We start from the raw sequence: 15906 nt of genomic DNA, 5'->3' as shown, positions 1-15906 counted from the left end.
CGGCGCCGGCGCCGTCATCCGCGCCGGCCCAGCGGCGGGCCGCCGCGATCAGTTTTTTTCGCGGATGCCGAGGATGTCCTGGGCATAGGTCAGTGCGGTCGCGCGGACGGCGGTCGGCACCTGCAGGAACGCCTCCAGGTTCTCGGGCGTGAACGGCACCGGCGCGCCGTCGTTGGTGACGCCATCCCAGCCGGCGACCACCTCGCGCAGCAGCGAGGCATCGCCGCCGCGCTGCGCCTTCTTGAGCTCATCGGTGCTCAGACGCTTGAACTCGACCTTGATGGTTTCGGTGACGGTGCCTTCGTTGACGGGCACGTTGATCGACACGTCGCTTTTGAAGGTGCCCTTGCGGTTGAGATTGAAAGCCATGGTGTCCTCTGTCGCGGTTGAGGTGAGGTGAAGAAATCGCGGGGCAAGAAAAAGCCGCCCGAAGGCGGCGCCCCGCGACAGGGAAAAACGGGTCAGGTGTAGGCCAGCGTGAAGCTGTCGTTGGCGCCGTTGAGGCCGGCGGACAGGTCCATGTCCACGGTCATCATCAGCTGCCCCTTGCTCTCGCTGTAGCGCGGGTTGCTCAGGTACGCCGCCGGGGCGTTGAACGTGATGGTCTTGCCCGCCTGGCCGCCGCCGTGCACCAGGTTGAAGGCGCCGGTCAAGCCCCGCTTGATGGCGTCGAACCAGTCCTTGTAGGCGATCGACGTGGCTTCGAACACGACCGTGCCCTTGGATTCCTGGTTCGTGACGTCCACGTACTCCTGGCCGGGCCGGTTCACGTACTCGACGGTGTTGCCCATGTTGACGGACACGCTCTCGATGACGATGGACTTGCCGAACAGCGTAACGACCGTGTTGGCCTTGTTGACCGGCAGCGCCTGGCCCCACACCGTGTAGTTCGGCGCCTCGGCCAGCGCGTAGTCCTCGGCATCCACGTACAGCCCGGTGGCGGATACCTTGGCGGACGGCAGCTGACCCGTGGCCCAGGTCAGCTCCAGGTTGCCCCGCACGCCGGTCGTACGGTGACGCAGTCCGTCCAGCAGGTAATGCAGCGTGCACGACTCGGTGACGTCGGAGATCGGCGCATAGACGACCGACACGCCGGCCGTGATGGTCTCGGAGAGCGAGCACATGCGCAGCAGCTCGTTGTAGCGCGGCGGTACACCGGGGGCGCCGCGACCGGCGAGCTCGATCTCGAAATCGGCCGTGGTGTTGCCCCAGACCACGAGCTGCCCAGCGTTGCCGAAGTGAGGGCGCACATGATCCCGCTTCACCTGCTCGGTGTTGAGCGGGTTGAAGTTGAGATTGCGCACGAGCATTGCATCGTTGGCCGGGGACAGCCCGGACGCATGCTCTTGCCCGTACACCTGTTCGCGCTTGCTCAGCATGAGCGCGCGTCGGAATTTCTTGCCCATGGGTCAGGCCTCCTTTTCAGCCGCCGGCGTGCGCTTGCCGGTGGCGGGGTCGAAGATGAAGCTGCCGCCGCGGTCGGCGTGCTGGTCGCCGAAGATCGCGGCCAGCGGGCAGGCCTGCTGCGCCGGCGCGGCGCCGCCAGCGGGCGACTCGGTGGCCGGCGTGGACGCGGCCGTGCTGGCCGGCGCGGTGGCCGGCGTCTTGGTTGCCATGGAAACGCTCCTTCAGAAAGCGGGAGTCCGCAGGATTGCGGTCAGGTGGTAGGCGTAGACCGCCGGGTCGGGCTCGTAATCCGCGTCACCGTGGGACTGGATGCCCATCGACTGCTCATGTCCCTCCAGCGCTGCCCGGATCGGCTGCACGAGGGCTTCGATCTCGCCCTGGGTGCGGGCGAGAACAATGACGGTGACGCCGTGCTGGTCGTAGCCGCCACCCATCACCCAGCCGTCCTCCGGCTCGGTGGCGATGTCGAAGACGACGGCGGGCCACGCAGGATCGGGCGGCAGCTCGACCGCCCATGTGTTGTCCAGGATGGGCGTGAGCAGGCCCAGGACAAGGCTCTTGATGCTCATCGCGCGCGCCTCCTCTGCCGCATCAGTTCACGCAGCGCGGCCTTCTGCATGGCCGTCAGCGCCTCAGTGCGCTTGTTCTCCAGCGCCTGGCTCAGGAACGGATTGGCCTGCAGATGCTTCGTGCCGAAGTGCTGGAACCGCCAGTACCACGGGTCGTTTTCGTAGCGGGTGACGATGCGGCCGGAGCGCTTCGAGATGGCCAGGCGCTTGCCGCTCTCCTTGCGCTGCTTGCGCGTCATGGAGTGCCCATGGCGCACGCCGAGGTGGTACTCGGCCACGCCGCTGCCGGCCGGCGTCTTCTCGCGCTTGATGACGATGTTGTCGATCATCGCGCCAGTGCGGCGCAGGCCCGCCGTGTCGGCCAGGCGCTTCGCCTCGACCTTCAGCACCCGGCCGCCGGCGACGACGACAACGCGGGCGCCCCGGTCCGCACCGCGCAGCTCGGCAAACGCGGCGCGCAGCTCCGGGACGCCGATGACCTCCGGCTTGCTATCGGCCATCGTTTGCTCCCGTGTCGCAGACCAGGATGAGCTGCCCGCCGCGGCGGGAGCCGGCCAGGCTGCGGATGTTGTAGACGGTGCTCCCGCAGAGCACGCGGTGCCCAGGCGTGACGTCGTCACGCCAGCGCATGCGGATCTCGACCCGGGCGACGGGCAGCTGGCCGCCGGCGGCGGCGGTGGCCTTCTTGTCTTCGCCGGAGTAGAGCTTTGGCTCGCTTGCCCAGGCAGTGCAGACGTCTGTCCAGGCATCGACCATGCCGCCGTGGGCGTCCCGGCCCGGCACGCGACGCTGCAGCGTGACGTGCTCGGTGTACTGGCCGGCGCCCATCAGTACACCCGGTATGGATCGAGCAGCCGCTCCAGGAACGGCGATGGCTGCGCCGCCTTTTCTGATGCGGCCTCGGGGTTCTCGATCCAGTACGCGACGTTGGCCGCGACCCACTGCTGCACGGGCTCGGGCATGTCGGCGGTGATGTAGTGCTCGTCACCCTGCCCCGTCTCGTGACCGGCCAGCCGCGTTGCGGAGGCGATCATCATCGGCAGCAGGGTGTCGAACGCATCGCCGATCCGTACCCAGCTCTTGACGATGTCGATGGATGGGGCGGGCATCGGTCAGGCGCCGGCGACGGACTGCTCGGACGCGCTCTTGGGCGGGTAGGCGACGACATCGCCGCCCGCCTTCAGCGCGTACGCCACCGCCGCATCGTTGTCGTCCAGCTCGCCCGGATGCGCCTTGATGACGTCCGGTGCAGCCTCGATCACCTGCCCCGCTTTCACGCCGAGCGCGGGGCAGTCCACCAGCACGCGGGCGCGCGCCGGCTTTTCGGTTTTGGTCGTTGCCATGGTGTTCTCCTGGTGTGGCCCGCGGGCACGCCTGCGCCCGGCGGTGCCGTGGCCATCAGGTGGCCGAGTTCTGGAAGTACTTGACGGCGCCGCCGGCGTCGATGAGGTTGCCGCCCTGGCGGTTGAAGGCAACGAAGCCGACCTGGCCGTTGAGCGTGAACGCCGAGTCGGTCATGCGGAAGATGGTCAGGTCCATCACCAGGCGGCGCTTGTACTTCTTGAACGCGCCGTACAGGATCGACTTGGCATTGGCAGCCATGGTCGGCATGTCCTGGTTGATCACGATGGGCTTGCCCATCAACGAGTCGGGTGCACCGCCGGGCGTGCCGGCCTCGTAGCCGGGCACGAAGATCGGGCGGCCGTTGCCGTCCTTGATCTTGCGGACGGCCTTCAGCGTGTTGTCGTGGAACATCCAGCCCACACCCGGCATGCCGCGGTAGATCGGGTCCACGCTGTGCTCCGTGTCCACCAGGTCGTCATAGCCCACGCTGGTGGTGGAACCGGTGGCGCCGGCCTTGCCCAACGTGGCGGCGGTAACGATGCCCTTCGGCTGGTTGGTGCCGGTGCCGTTGGTGAGGTGCTTGCTGCCAATCCGGCCCAGGCGCATCGCGAGCAGCTCGTTGATGTAGCCCTCGATGTCGATGAACGAGTCCTGGATCAGCTCCCAGGGCAGCGCGATCTTCTTGGAGCTGTAGCGGTAGACGGACAGCGCGATGTTGCCGAACGCGGTGTCCTGACCGGTAGCGGGCCCGCCCTCGCCGACGATCTCGCCCTCTTCCGTCGTCGCGTCGGTGGTGGGGAAGTTCATCGCCGTACCGGTGCCGGTGCGGATGGTGTCCACCGCGCTGAAGATGCCGCCATAGGCACGCATGGCTGCTTCGAGCGAGGCGTAATACTCGGGCGCCGTGGTGTAGCCGCCCTCCGTCGGTACGCCGGTGGACATGGCGTTGCGCACGCCGTTCAGGTTCATGGCCTGGCGGATGTCGTCGTTCTGGCGCGCAAGCATGGTGCGGCGCTGTTCATCGGTCAGCGCCATGAGGCCGCCACCCAGGTAGGCGCGCAGCGCGGCATTGCCGTCGCGGTTCTCCTGGCGGTTGGGGTCCACCGTGTGGCGGTCGCGCAGCTCGTTCTGCCCCATGTTGTCGCCGGCCAGCTGCGCGGCGCGCTCCATGCGCTGGATCTCGGCGTCGATGGCCTCGATCTCGTTGAGGATGCCGTCGAGCTGGTCGGCCTCGCCTTTCGGCATGCGCTGGTCGGCCGGGTACTTGTTGTTGAGCGCCTGGGCCTCCTGGGCCTTGGCGTTGCGGCGCTCGCGCAGTTGCTGGAGCTTGGTGCTCATCTGGGTTTCCTTCCGGAAATGAAAAAGCCCGCCGATGGGCGGGCCGGGATGCGGTTGCGCGAGGGCGCTACCTGGGGATGGTGAGGGCCTGCAGCCGCATGCGCTGCGCCTGGCGGGCCCTGTGGTCGGCCGAGGCCGCGGGCGGCTCCGGCGGGGGCGGTGCAGACGTCTGCATTCGCGGCGCCTTGGCGTAGGCCGACAGGTTCCAGGCGGAGGCCTTGGCCGCGGTGTCACCGCCCTTGTCGCCGGCGTCGATGGCGTGCACGAAGCCGGCATCCACCGCCTCCTGTGCGGTGAACCAGGTTTCAGCCTTCACCCAGTCCTCGATCTGCTTGCGGTCGCCGCCGGTGAAGCGCTCGTAGGTGTCCACGATCGTGCCGTCCACCTTGCGCAGCAGCCCCACCACGCCCTCAAGGTCGTCGGCGTTGCCGGCGGCGAAGGTCCACGCCTGGTGGATCATGTACATGCCGCCCGGGCTGATCCGCACCTCGTCGCAGGCGCAGCACAGGTCGGTGCCCGCGCTGGCCGACAAGCCGTCGATGTGGCCCACGATGCGCGCCTTGTGCTCGCGCATCGCCTGCGACATGGCCTGCGCGGCGAAGACATCGCCGCCCGGCGTGTTGACGCGCAGGTGGATGGTTTCCACGTCCAGTGCGGCGAGCGCGGGCACGAAGTCCTGCGGGCAGACACCGCCCCAGTACTCGGCCGTGGCGCGGTCGCCGACGATGGGATCGTAGACGTAGACCGTGGCATCGCTGGCGTCTGCAGTGCGGACGATGCGCTGCTCGATGGGCTTAAACGCCCGGCGGTTTTCCGCCAGGAGGCGAAGGAGAAGAAGCTGGCGCATCGTCGGGTGCTCCGGTGTTGATCTTGTCGCCGCCTTCGATCGGCGGCATGTTTTCGCGGCGCCGCACTTCGTTGGGCACCATCCAGCCCGGCTCACCAGCGCGGCCTACGGCAATGCGGTACGCCTGGAAGCGGGTCAGCAGGTCGGCTTTTTCCAGCGCCTCGACGATGTGCTCGGCGTAGTACTGCCCGCGGCCCGGCCACAACTTGCGGTTGAACTCCTGGCGGATCTGCGTAAGGTGGCGCAGGAGCGTGTAGCGCACGAAGCCGATGCCCTGGGAGTCGATGCCCGTTCCCCAGCTCGTCGTCTTGTCGGTGTGCGCCACCATGAACGGCGGCACACCCAGGATGCGGCAGATCTCCTGGACGGAGAACAGCCGCGTGGCCAGGACCTCGGCGTCCTTCGGGTTCACCGTGAGCTGCGCCACGTCCACCCCGCCGGTGAGCAGCAGCGGCAGCCGGCTGTTCGGGCCGCCGGTGTACTTCAAGGCCAGGCTCTCGCGCAGCTGCGCGAGCTGCTTGTCGTCCAGCTTGCCGGCGCTTTTCAGCGCGTAGTCGAAGGCCGCACCCTCGCTGAAGAACCTGGCGTTGTAGGACTGGCCGGCCAGCGAGATGCCGATGGCTTCGCGCGCGGCGTAGGTGATCGGGCTTGGACTGGTGCGACCGTCGAAGCCCAAGGACGTGAGGTGAATCATGTCTGCCGAGTACAGGACGTTCACCGAGCCGTCGTCCTCCACCACGCGGTACAGCAGCTCGCCGTCCGACTTGAACGGCGTCACGCGCTGCCAGTGATAGGGCTTCCAGCCGATCACGCGGCTGCTCACGCGACTGGGGCGCAGCAGCTTGGCGAAGCCGTCGCCACCGAACAGCTTGGCGCTGATCAGGTACTCCCAGGCCGTGTAGGCGCACATCTCCTCGCACGGCTGCTCGTTGAGCATGCCCCAGTACTCGTGTGACGCACGGCTCTTCTCCTCGCCCTTGCGCTCGTAGATCGCCAGCGGCAGGCCAGCGATGGCACCGGCGATGAGCGAGACGCAGCCGTACACGGCAGACACGCGCATCGCGGTGTCCTGCGTGACGGCCACGCCGGCAGCCGAGGTGTTGCTCATCCCCAGCACGTTCACCAGCTGCTGGGCCGTGAGGCCCGTGGTGACGGCGTTCTCGTCGGCGGCCGAGGCCTGGATGCCGGCCCGCTGGGCCCCGCCCTCGCGCGAGGCCAGCCAGGAGCCGAGCACGCGCGAGTCGTGGCGCCTGGCGGACAGGTCGAAGGTTCGGGTCATCGGGTCAGATCCTCAGCACCTGGATGCCAGGCGAGTTGTCAGGCTGCGGCGCCGCGGCACGGCTCAGCGCCATGACGGTCGCGACGATGCCGTCAATGCGTCCACGCGGCCGGCTCTTCTTCTTGTCCGGCCGGAAGTTGTCGTTGCTGTCGAAGAGCAGCGCCACGTTGCCCGCGCAGTAGCGCAGCACCGGGTTGCCGCCGTGGTGCAGACGTCTGCTGTAGACCAGCTGCTCCAGCTTCTTGCTGCCCGGGTACATGCCGCCGGTGTTCTGCGGCACCTCCACCAACGGCACGTCCTGGTCCAGCAGTTCGTTGGCCAGCTGCTGTGCGTTCCAGCGGTCGAAGCCGAGTTCGACCAGGTCGTAGTCCCGGCATGCCTGCAGGATCTGCTGCTTGACCGGCTCGTAGTCGGTCACGTCGCCCGGCGTGCCCACCAACCAGCCGGCTTGCTGCCAGGCGCGGTAGTTGGCCGCGTCGTCCTGCTCCTGCGTGTCGATCTTCGACTGCGGGCACCAGTGCCACACCAGCACGTACCAATCGCCGTCCGGGTCGTCATCGTCGGGCGGGAACACCAGCGACAGCGCGACCAGGTCGCGCGTGCTGGCCAAGTCCAGGCCGCCGTAGCAGCGCCGGCCCTTCAGCAGCGCGGGGTCGAACTTCTTGCCGCCCTTGTCCCAAACCGTGATGTCGAACCAGCTGTCCGCACCGCTGCCCCAGACGTTCAAGTCCTTGGTCAGGAAGTTGGCCAGCGCCGACGGCAGCGCGGCTGCCTTGCGCGCCATGGTGCGCATGTACTCCCAGGTCTTGGACAGCCCCAGGCCCGGGTTGGCCTTGACCCAGTTGCGCTCATCGAAGGGGTCGTCCCCTTCGTCCAGCGTGTAGATGTAGCCAAAGAAGGCGTCATCGACGCGCTTGCCCTCCAGCACGGAGATCAGGTACTGCCGGATCTCGGTGCAGATGCCGTCGAGCACGTAGCCCGCGGTGGTGATCGCCGACAGCAGCGGGTCGCGCCGGGCACCGAGCGCGGACTCCATGACGTCCCACACGTCGCGCGTCTTCTGCGCGTGCAGCTCGTCGAAGAGGATGGCCGACGGGTTCAGGCCGTCCAGGTTGTCGGCGTTGGCCGGCAGCGGCGCGAAGACCGACTCGCCGCACTCGATCTTTTCCTGGTTGAGGCCGTTGAAGATCTTGAACGAGCGCGCGACGCCGGGCGAGCGGCGCGCCCACTTCTTGATGTTGTCGAACGCGGGCTTGAAGACCGTCATGGCCTGGGCCCGCGTGGTGGCCACGGCGTAGACCTCGGCGCCGATCTCGCCGGCCCAGCCGAAGAGGTAGGCGCCCTGCGGCCCCTTCCACGTGCTCTTGCCGTTCTTGCGCGCGACCTCCTCATAGCCGCGGTGAAAGCGCCGGGAGCCGTCGGCGGTGCGCCGCCAGCCGTAGAGCACCGCCGTCCAGAACTTCTGCCACGGGTCCAGCAGGATCGGCCGCCCAGCGAGCGGCCCCTTGATGTGGACGAAGAAGCGCTCGATGAACTGGATGACGTGCCAGCCGTTGGCCGCGTCGAAGTAGAGGCCGCGCTCGCCGGCGCGCTGCAGGTCCTCGTAGTGCCGCTTGACCGCCAGGTACGTGTACTTGCCGGTGACGATGTCGCCCTGCAGGACGGGCAGGCCATAGGCCGTGTCCCACTCCTGCAGCTGCGCCGGCGTCAGTGCGGCGAGTTGCTTCTTGGTGAGGTGGTAGCGTGGCCGACGAGCTCGCTGAACAGGTCGTCCTGCGGGCTGGGCCCGCCGACGTCCTTGCGCACCCTGGCCAGCGACGGAATGGTCAAGCACGCCTTCGGCAACCATTGGCCGAGCTCCATCTTCAGGCGCTTCTCGTCCTCAGCCCACGGCTGCAGGGACGAGTAGCCGTTCTGCGAGGTGCGGTAGCGACCGCGGTCGTCGCACAGCTGCAGCGCATCGAGCCAGGCGTCGTAGGTCTTGACGATGACCACGATCGGCAGGCCGGCGGTCATGTGCTCGATGCCGGCCTCGCGCAGCATCTGGCACAGGTGGTGGTAGAGCGCGACCTCGCGGTCGCTCAGGTCGGTGCACGGCGGCGGGTCCGGCGACCGCACCTCGGTGCCGCCGGAGGCGGGTTTCGAGGCGCCATCGGGCGGCGCACCGGCCGCGAAGGAGAAGGGTTTTGGGCTCATGGAGCGGCTTTCTCAGTCGGGGAGCGCGCGCGCGGCCCCGAGCGCTTCAGCGCGTCCTGGGGCCTCTATCGCCTTCAACCCCCCGGGGGTAGTTTTCTGGTCCCCATAAAAATCCAGGTGGACGGTCGGTCCTGCGCGGCGGGCTCCAGACTTTTGGCCCCCCCCTCCCCGCCAAACGGGCTGGGGTCGGGGCCGGCCTGGCCGCCGCCGCCCGGCGCGCCTCGGCCTGCGCCGGCTGCCCGCTGGGAGCACCCGTTGAGCCCTCAACGCGGCGCCACGCTGCGGAGCTGGGGCCGGTTCTCGGTGGCGGTCTTCGCCTTGTGGCAGTCCACGTTGATGGCCTGCAGGTTGTCGTCCTCGTCCACACCTTCCAGCGTGCCGAAGCGTGCGAGCCACGTCGCCTTGTTGATGCGGTGGTCCACCTCGGTAGCGACGCGCAGGCGGTTGAGGCGCTTGCACTCGTCACACCGGCACAAGCCCTTGTCGCGCTCCAGGATGCGCAGGCGGCGCTTCTCCCAGTCGGCGCCGTATCCGCGTTGCTGCCGCGTGCCGCGCCTGCGATCTGCAAAGGTACCGGCGCGGACCTTGTGGGCGTCGCACCGGGCGGTGCCGTCGCGCACGAGCGTGCCGCAGGTCACGCAGGATCTCGGCGCGGCCTTGGGCATGTGGATGATCCAGAAACGAAAAAGCCCGCTGCTGCGGGCTGTTTAGACGCACTGACCCCACCGATAGCTCCCGGGTCGGAACCGGGTTGAGCACTAGCGTGCTGGTCAGATTCACCGTGCGGGACGCACCATGGCACGGCGTGGGGCGGAGTCTAACCGCGCAAATTCCGACCGCGCAAGTGGTGCCGCATGTCGGCATCGACAAACGAGAAGCGCCGCTCCATCTCCGCCAGCAGGTACGTGGCGAAGTTGCGCTCCACATCATCACGGCCCAGCGCCTCCTGCGCGCGACCGGTGCCACTGCACCAACGGCACACCTGCAACGGCTTGCCGTTGCCTCCCTTGGTGCCCAGGCCGTGGCAGCTCTGGCAACGCGGTTCCAGGAACGTGCGCAACACCTGACCGGTGATCGCAACGACCACGCTGTCCGGCCGCATGAAGTACCGCCGGGTCGCCTCCACCACGGCCCAACGACCCAGCGCGTCGCGTGCGGCCGGCAGTGAGCGCAGCTGCTGCAGCGCCTTTGCATAGGCGACGCGCTCTTCACCGTGCAGCTGCTGCTGGCGGCGCAGCAGGACTTCGAGGTCCTCGGCAGCCCGGGGCGGACCGCGCCGCATCTCCCGCTGAACCAAGGCCATGGACACCTTGATCGCCGCCTGTACTTCTCGCTGTCGCTGCTGCACGAGAAGCTGCTCGCCGCGCACGCCGTCCAGCTCGACACGCAGCCGGTAGAGCAATGGCCCCAGCTCGTCGCGCATGGCGCCGGCTGCGATCAGCACATCAACGTCGCTGGCCGCATCGCCGGCCCGCAGATGGCTGCTGGTGATGGCGCGGCTGTACCGCTCCTCTGTCGTGATGACATCCTTGTCCATTCCCTACCCCCTTCGCCGCTGCTGAATCCGTCCACCGGTGAGCCGCCGCGGCGCGCGGTCGGGCTTCAAAGGCCCCAGCGGTGCGTTCATGCGACAGCCTCCAGCTCGCGCCCGGCAGCCTGTTTCACCCGGGCTTCGTACTCCGCAAACGACTCGCCGCGCTGGGCGTAGAAGGCCGCCTCATCCCACTTGCCAAGACCCGCCTCAACGCCGATAGCCTCCACGCCGCTGCGCGTCTGCGGCCAGCCGCCTGGCGCACCAGGGCCGTCCGGCGCAGGCAGCGCGGTGGCGCTCCGGTTCGCCACCTTTCCCGCCAGCCAGGCCATGGGCGCCTTCACGCTGCTCCAGCCTGCCCTGGGCGCTTGGTCCAGGATGGCCTGCGCCGTCCAGCCGGCGCTGACCAGCCGTTGCAGATCGCCGTCGGTGTGGTGCACGAGCAGCCCCTGGGCGGTCAGCTCTGCCGCCACGGACCGCACGGCATCGGAGCGTGACGCCTCCCGTAACGGCGTGACGGCAGCCGTCACGCAGGGCGTTACGGCGTCACCTTCTCCGCCACCCACACCGACCGTTGCATCGCCGGGGGTGGTGGGGGTGGAAGGTGGTTCATGGGTTGTGGTTACTGGTTTAAGGGGCTGCGTCACGGGCGTAACGCGTGACGTCACCGGCGTTACGCCATCGGTGTCGCCGGCCCCGTCCGTGTCGCCCAGCGCCGCCGATGCCGTCTCGCCCAGATGCTGGACACACAGGGCACGCAGCTCTTCAAGACTGGCGTCCGCCTGAACGGGCACGCCGATATCGGAAAGGGCTTTGCGGCGGCGCTTGCGCTCGCGGTACCGGCGCTGCCGTTCAGCACCTGACGACTGGCCGCCCTCCTCCTGTGCATCGTCTTCCGCCGGCGCGCCGCGCTGGTACGCCGCGACGGCGCGATCCCAGTCCGCTCGGTGGTGGCGCCCGTCGTCTCCGAGCACGAAGAAGCGGCGCAGCACCCCTTCCAGCGCCTCGCGCTCGCCCTTCTTGCGGACGTTGACGCCGGCCATGGCGGCCAGCTCCTGCAGGTCCACCACGAGGCCTGACTCGTCGCCCTTGTAGTAGAGCTCCAGGGACCAGTAGATGCCCCGCTGCAACGCTGGCAGCCGGCCCACGGCCAGCAGCTCGTCGCCGATGTTTCGCTTGAACCATTTCATCGCGCAACGACCTCCTCAACACTGCGCGCCGGACCATAAGGTCCGATATCGGAAATCGGCAATTCCTTACGTGCCGTCGGCTGAGGCGCTGATCAACGCCACGACGCTCACCAGCTCGCCGGTGACGGTGCAGTGCCGGTTCCTGGACGCGGGCAGCTGCTGCAGCGCCTGGCGCTTCACCAGGTCGCTCACGCAGCGGCTGACGAGGCCGGCATCGCGCAGCACCTCCTGTACGCCGTTGCGCTCGTCAAGCGCCATCCAAATCCGCTGAATCTCTCGACGCGTCAGGTCCTTCTGTCCGAGCCTGTACGCCTCGCGCACGATCTGGAGCACCGTGTCCGGCTGGCTCCCCGGCCGCGGCAGCCGCGGACCTTGCAACACATCTGCCTGGACCGCACGCGTGACCGCTCGGGACACTTCTTGTTTTTCCATCACGACCTCCCTATGGCCGGTGAAGACACGGGCCGATATCGGCGCCGCTGTAGATCAAAAGGACGGGCGACCTCCCCGGGTAAGCTGGCGATCCCGTAACCAACCACCAGCCCCGGGAGGGCTACCCATGGCAGACAACTTTCTTGACTACTCCTCCGAGACGTACCGCGCTGAAATCGCTGCGCAGCGCATCGTCATGGCCGCACTGGGCAGCGGCAGCCTTCGGTTCGCCTACGACATCTCGGACGACGAACAAGCGGCGAACGCGGGTCGGTTTCTGGGCCTGATCACGACGACACTGGCCAAGACGCTGCGGGAGTCGAGCGAGGCCTGAACGCCGCCAACACTAAGCGTCGGGCGGCTTGGCCGAGCTCGGTAGGCATCTCGCCCTGCAGCTGAGTGAGGCTGGCGTTGGTCAAGCCACCGCTCAGGCGCTCCAGCACCCGCTCTAGCGCTTGCTGCTCCGCGCCGGTTAGGCGTTCCACCACATCACCCGCCGCGGCGGGGGCTTGTTGTTTCATCACTGGCTCCTTGCCGCGCATAGGCGGCCTTCTAGAAACGCCGCGGCTTGCCCGCGACAACCGTGCCCAGGGAGGGCACCGATGGAATTGATGAACCGCGAGCTGCAGCTGACGCTGCTGCAGCAACTCGCCGCTGCGTATCCGGAAGAGCTGGACCCTCGGCAGCTCGGCATGAGCAATGACGATCGCGCTTGGAACTTCAATGCGATGTACTTGCACCAGCACGGCCTGATACACGCGCGCTGGACAGACATGCTGTCTCGCGGAAGGCAGATACACCTCGCCGGCATCACCGCCAAAGGCTTGGACTTCCTACAAGACGACGGCGGCCTCGGCGCCATCCTCGGCACCGTCACCGTGCGCTTTGAGGCCGAAACACTGCAGGCACTGCTGGCCGCCAAAGTGCAGGCGTCTGCACTACCGCCGGAGAAGAAGTCGAAGGTGCTGGGCGCGTTGAAGCAACTGGGCGCCGACGCCCTGAAGGAGGTCTCCAAGCGGCTCCTCGATGCCGCACTGGACCAGGCCCCCGACGTGCTGCAGCAGTTGCCGCAGATGCTTGACCTGTAGCTCACTACCGCCCGCCCTTCCCAACCCCTGCGCTGCACCCGATATCGGATTGAGACTTCGGCGGGTTCCGGTGCGGCGGCACCTGCCCGGCGCTCACACCGCGCCGCGGCGGCCAGGACGTAGAGGCCTCGAACCACTGGCCGCTCCAGGTCATGCGCCTGGTGCGCCGGCGCGCCAGGGCCAGCGCCGCGCGAACGGCCACGGCGAGTGCCGCCCCCAACAGCCAAGCCGCGGCACCGGGTTCACCGCTGATCCAGGCCATCACCGCGGCCCCCGATCGGCCGCCCGCCGCACCGTCTGCCGGCGCTCGTGCGCGGGCTTCGCGGCCTGGTTGCGCGCGTGCAGCAGCGCCTGCAGGTGCTGGCCGGCGGCGATGAGCTGGCCGAGCTCGCGCTCGCAGTGCCGCAGCTCGTTGTCGCTGACCTGGCCGTCGGCCAGGGCCTCGCTCACGTGCGCCAGGTAGTCGCCCAACTCGCGCGTGACCTGGGCCACGCCCTGCAGCACGCACTCGCCGGCCAGGCTCACGTCGGGCAGCGGCAGCGTCATGCGCCGCAGCGCCGCGGCGAAGGCGTTGAGCATCACAGGGTCGTCGGCCAGCACGCTCATCTCCACGGCCGTGTCCCAGCCGAGCTTGTGGCCGGGACAGTTGGGATCGAGCTGATGCTGCAGCGTCGAGGACGACATTCCCATCCGGAAGGCCAGGGCAGCCGCGCCGCCCGGATATTTGCGCGCCAGATAGCGCGGCGCGTCGTTTATGTCCATGGCAGCGACCTCCTCACGGCGCCATGGCCGCCCTGCCCGCAGCTGCGGACACTCGCGGCATGGGTAGAAAACTGGTTGAGTTCAGGAACCATGTCAGGGCGAGCCACTACAGGCCGCCCGTTCTTCGATACCTGCCGGCGCGCGTGGCGCGGACCGCAGGTGCGGCATGGGCAGGCGTGCGCTGGGCAATACCCGTGGGCTGCGCGCGATGCTGAGAGCGAGTCGATATCGGAACTGCGAGCGAACTCACCCGTTCCCACTCCGCCGCTGTACTGCCAGCACACGGCTGCAGCCAGTTCCCTCCTGGGTCGGGTTACGCTGTTGGCTTCAAAACGCAACCACCTCAGGAAGGACAAGTGATGTTTCGCAAGATGAGCTGGGCGCTGGGAACTCTGGGCAGGATCGCCGTCGGGGCGGCGTAACGACCAGTTCGTCGAGACGGCGCCGAGCTTGTGCAGCACGCGGCTCATGAAGTGCCGCCTGGATCGGTGCTCCGCCGCTTACCCCTACGCCGATCCCCACCGCTGCGCCGGTCCTTGCCACTGCGCTGGTCAGCAGGCGCCGAGATTTCAGGCGTAGCTGGGATTGCGGGCGCACCAGGCACCCCGATGATCTCCGGCCAGATCAACCACCAGTCGCGCGGCCTGGAGTCCCAACGTCGGACAGCGCCCTTGGTTTCCCATTCAATGCTTACCGCCAGGTGTGGCGCAGGCTCACGTTTGGCTTTGGCTCCGCCCGCGGCACACAGTTGCGTGAGATAGACCGCAGAGATCTCCAGCCGACCTGCCAAGTCCGCAACGACATCTGAGCGCTTACCAGAGCGCGACCCAATATAGGTTCTAAGGTCCATCCTATGCAATTTGCTCCGTTTGATTCGAAGCATACTGCATCGCCCTCCCCGATGCAAAACGCATACAGTTTGGCTATGGGGAGCAACGACCATCAGGCGCCACGGCCGTACCGTGAAACGCGGCGTCAGCGTCTACGCGAGCTGTTACGCGAAGCCGGCGGTCCGTCTGCTCTGATGGCCCTTACCGGGGTTACTGACACGCATTTGACGGCCTGCGAAAAGGGCCGGCGCATGATCGGCGACGACATGGCCGACTCTTTAGAAACCGGTATGCGTAAGCCGCGCGGTTGGATGGACAGCCCGCCCGGGGCGGAGCCGTTAGACGCGGAGGCCCTGTCGGTAGCGCGGCTGTACGGCCGGCTTCTAGCGGAAGATCAGCAACGCGTTCTTGCTTTCCTACAGGCCTTGCTGCTACCCACACTGCCGACCAATGCAGTCAGCCTCGAAGCCCAGACTCAGGATCTAGCACCCAACCCTGCCCCTGCTCAGGGGAATAAAACAGGCGACGCTGATGCCCGGTACGTAAGGCGTCCAAGGCAATCGACCACCTGAATGCATGCGCCTGCTCAGGCAGGCAAATGACTGCTGTCGGCAACCTCAACCGATTCCAGCCGCATGACTCCACTACCGCATCTTGAATGTCGGCGCCGCCAACATTCCGGGCGAACCTGAAATCCAGCACCAAGCCACGTGGTGCGCGACCTGAATAGGTCGCCGCTAAGCACGCATACAGCGCAGAGACACCGGCCGGACACAGCGCTCCGCGGGCGCGTGCATACACAACCCGGTCGCGGCCAATTGCCGCCACAACCTCGTTGTGCACTACCACGTACTGCTCTGGAACCATCCCAGTCCTTGATACTGTTGTTTTATACAGTTTCTAACACAATCGCATCTTCACGTGCTTGATCTCTGAGCACATTGCGCTGCGCTGCTATGCATCTTGCTTGACAGCGTACGATGCAAATCGCATAGTTTTGATCATCGCCACTTTTACTGGACGAGGCAACTATGGGACTGGGTCAGACCCCATCGCAGCGACTGTTTTATGTGCGGACACCTGCACAGCCGGC

Annotated in this window: 20 protein-coding genes; 2 read left to right on the top strand and 18 right to left on the bottom strand. The window is 67.4% G+C overall.

What is annotated here, in order from left to right:
- Window positions 1–48: 48 nt before the first annotated feature.
- The 17 genes from Q0741_RS25035 to Q0741_RS24955 all read right to left on the bottom strand — a co-directional run bounded on the left by Q0741_RS25035 (window position 49) and on the right by Q0741_RS24955 (window position 12133).
- Window positions 49–369, bottom strand: coding sequence for a hypothetical protein (locus Q0741_RS25035; RefSeq protein ID WP_298235915.1), 321 nt, complete (start codon window positions 367–369; stop codon window positions 49–51).
- A 92-nt stretch (window positions 370–461) separates the two neighbouring features.
- Window positions 462–1406 carry a phage tail tube protein gene (locus Q0741_RS25030; protein WP_298235914.1) on the bottom strand — a complete coding sequence of 315 codons (945 nt, stop codon included), beginning with the start codon at window positions 1404–1406 and terminating at the stop codon, window positions 462–464.
- A gap of 3 nt (window positions 1407–1409) precedes the next feature.
- Window positions 1410–1616, bottom strand: coding sequence for a hypothetical protein (locus Q0741_RS25025; RefSeq protein WP_298235913.1), 207 nt, complete (start codon window positions 1614–1616; stop codon window positions 1410–1412).
- 12 nt (window positions 1617–1628) lie between these two features.
- Window positions 1629–1976, bottom strand: coding sequence for a hypothetical protein (locus tag Q0741_RS25020; RefSeq protein ID WP_298235912.1), 348 nt, complete (start codon window positions 1974–1976; stop codon window positions 1629–1631).
- Entirely contained in the window at window positions 1973–2476 is a 504-nt protein-coding gene (locus tag Q0741_RS25015; RefSeq protein WP_298235911.1) for an HK97-gp10 family putative phage morphogenesis protein, read from the bottom strand. The genes Q0741_RS25020 and Q0741_RS25015 overlap by 4 nt, the downstream gene beginning before the upstream one ends.
- Window positions 2466–2804: a phage head closure protein gene (locus Q0741_RS25010; RefSeq protein ID WP_298235910.1), complete on the bottom strand. Its 339-nt coding sequence runs from the start codon at window positions 2802–2804 to the stop codon at window positions 2466–2468. The genes Q0741_RS25015 and Q0741_RS25010 overlap by 11 nt, the downstream gene beginning before the upstream one ends.
- Entirely contained in the window at window positions 2804–3085 is a 282-nt protein-coding gene (locus Q0741_RS25005; protein ID WP_298235909.1) for a head-tail connector protein, read from the bottom strand. Before Q0741_RS25005 ends, Q0741_RS25010 begins: the two co-directional genes overlap by 1 nt.
- A gap of 3 nt (window positions 3086–3088) precedes the next feature.
- Complete coding sequence (locus Q0741_RS25000) at window positions 3089–3319, bottom strand: hypothetical protein (protein ID WP_298235908.1); 231 nt, start codon at window positions 3317–3319, stop codon at window positions 3089–3091.
- 55 nt (window positions 3320–3374) lie between these two features.
- Window positions 3375–4658 (bottom strand): phage major capsid protein, encoded by a 1284-nt coding sequence (locus Q0741_RS24995; protein WP_298235907.1) that lies wholly within the window; start codon window positions 4656–4658, stop codon window positions 3375–3377.
- Window positions 4659–4725: 67 nt separating this feature from the next.
- Window positions 4726–5505, bottom strand: coding sequence for a head maturation protease, ClpP-related (locus tag Q0741_RS24990; protein WP_298235906.1), 780 nt, complete (start codon window positions 5503–5505; stop codon window positions 4726–4728).
- Window positions 5453–6784: a phage portal protein gene (locus Q0741_RS24985; protein ID WP_298235905.1), complete on the bottom strand. Its 1332-nt coding sequence runs from the start codon at window positions 6782–6784 to the stop codon at window positions 5453–5455. Before Q0741_RS24985 ends, Q0741_RS24990 begins: the two co-directional genes overlap by 53 nt.
- A gap of 4 nt (window positions 6785–6788) precedes the next feature.
- On the bottom strand, window positions 6789–8408 hold the full coding sequence (locus tag Q0741_RS24980) for a terminase TerL endonuclease subunit (RefSeq protein WP_298235989.1): 1620 nt from the start codon (window positions 8406–8408) through the stop codon (window positions 6789–6791).
- 83 nt (window positions 8409–8491) lie between these two features.
- Window positions 8492–8980 carry a hypothetical protein gene (locus Q0741_RS24975; RefSeq protein ID WP_298235904.1) on the bottom strand — a complete coding sequence of 163 codons (489 nt, stop codon included), beginning with the start codon at window positions 8978–8980 and terminating at the stop codon, window positions 8492–8494.
- A 263-nt stretch (window positions 8981–9243) separates the two neighbouring features.
- Window positions 9244–9645, bottom strand: a complete 402-nt coding sequence (locus Q0741_RS24970) for an HNH endonuclease (RefSeq protein WP_298235903.1) — start codon at window positions 9643–9645, stop codon at window positions 9244–9246.
- A gap of 152 nt (window positions 9646–9797) precedes the next feature.
- Window positions 9798–10517: a hypothetical protein gene (locus tag Q0741_RS24965; protein WP_298235902.1), complete on the bottom strand. Its 720-nt coding sequence runs from the start codon at window positions 10515–10517 to the stop codon at window positions 9798–9800.
- 86 nt (window positions 10518–10603) lie between these two features.
- Complete coding sequence (locus tag Q0741_RS24960; protein ID WP_298235901.1) at window positions 10604–11701, bottom strand: DUF1376 domain-containing protein; 1098 nt, start codon at window positions 11699–11701, stop codon at window positions 10604–10606.
- Between the two features lie 66 nt (window positions 11702–11767).
- Window positions 11768–12133, bottom strand: a complete 366-nt coding sequence (locus Q0741_RS24955) for a hypothetical protein (RefSeq protein WP_298235900.1) — start codon at window positions 12131–12133, stop codon at window positions 11768–11770.
- Between the two features lie 127 nt (window positions 12134–12260).
- Here Q0741_RS24955 and Q0741_RS24950 point away from each other — a divergent pair, with 127 nt between their 5' ends.
- Window positions 12261–12467, top strand: coding sequence for a hypothetical protein (locus Q0741_RS24950; RefSeq protein ID WP_298235899.1), 207 nt, complete (start codon window positions 12261–12263; stop codon window positions 12465–12467).
- Between the two features lie 268 nt (window positions 12468–12735).
- The gene (locus tag Q0741_RS24945) at window positions 12736–13221 is read left to right on the top strand and encodes a hypothetical protein (RefSeq protein ID WP_298235898.1); all 486 of its coding nucleotides are present in this window, start codon (window positions 12736–12738) and stop codon (window positions 13219–13221) included.
- 261 nt (window positions 13222–13482) lie between these two features.
- Here the strand turns inward: Q0741_RS24945 and Q0741_RS24940 are convergent, their stop codons facing one another.
- Window positions 13483–13983 (bottom strand): phage regulatory CII family protein, encoded by a 501-nt coding sequence (locus Q0741_RS24940; protein WP_298235897.1) that lies wholly within the window; start codon window positions 13981–13983, stop codon window positions 13483–13485.
- Window positions 13984–15906 lie beyond the last annotated feature (1923 nt).

The sequence above is a fragment of the uncultured Azohydromonas sp. genome (genome assembly GCF_937926365.1).
Classification (GTDB): domain Bacteria; phylum Pseudomonadota; class Gammaproteobacteria; order Burkholderiales; family Burkholderiaceae_C; genus Azohydromonas.
The sequence above is the reverse complement of the archived record's forward strand: the minus strand, read 5'-3'. Positions and strand labels throughout refer to the sequence as shown.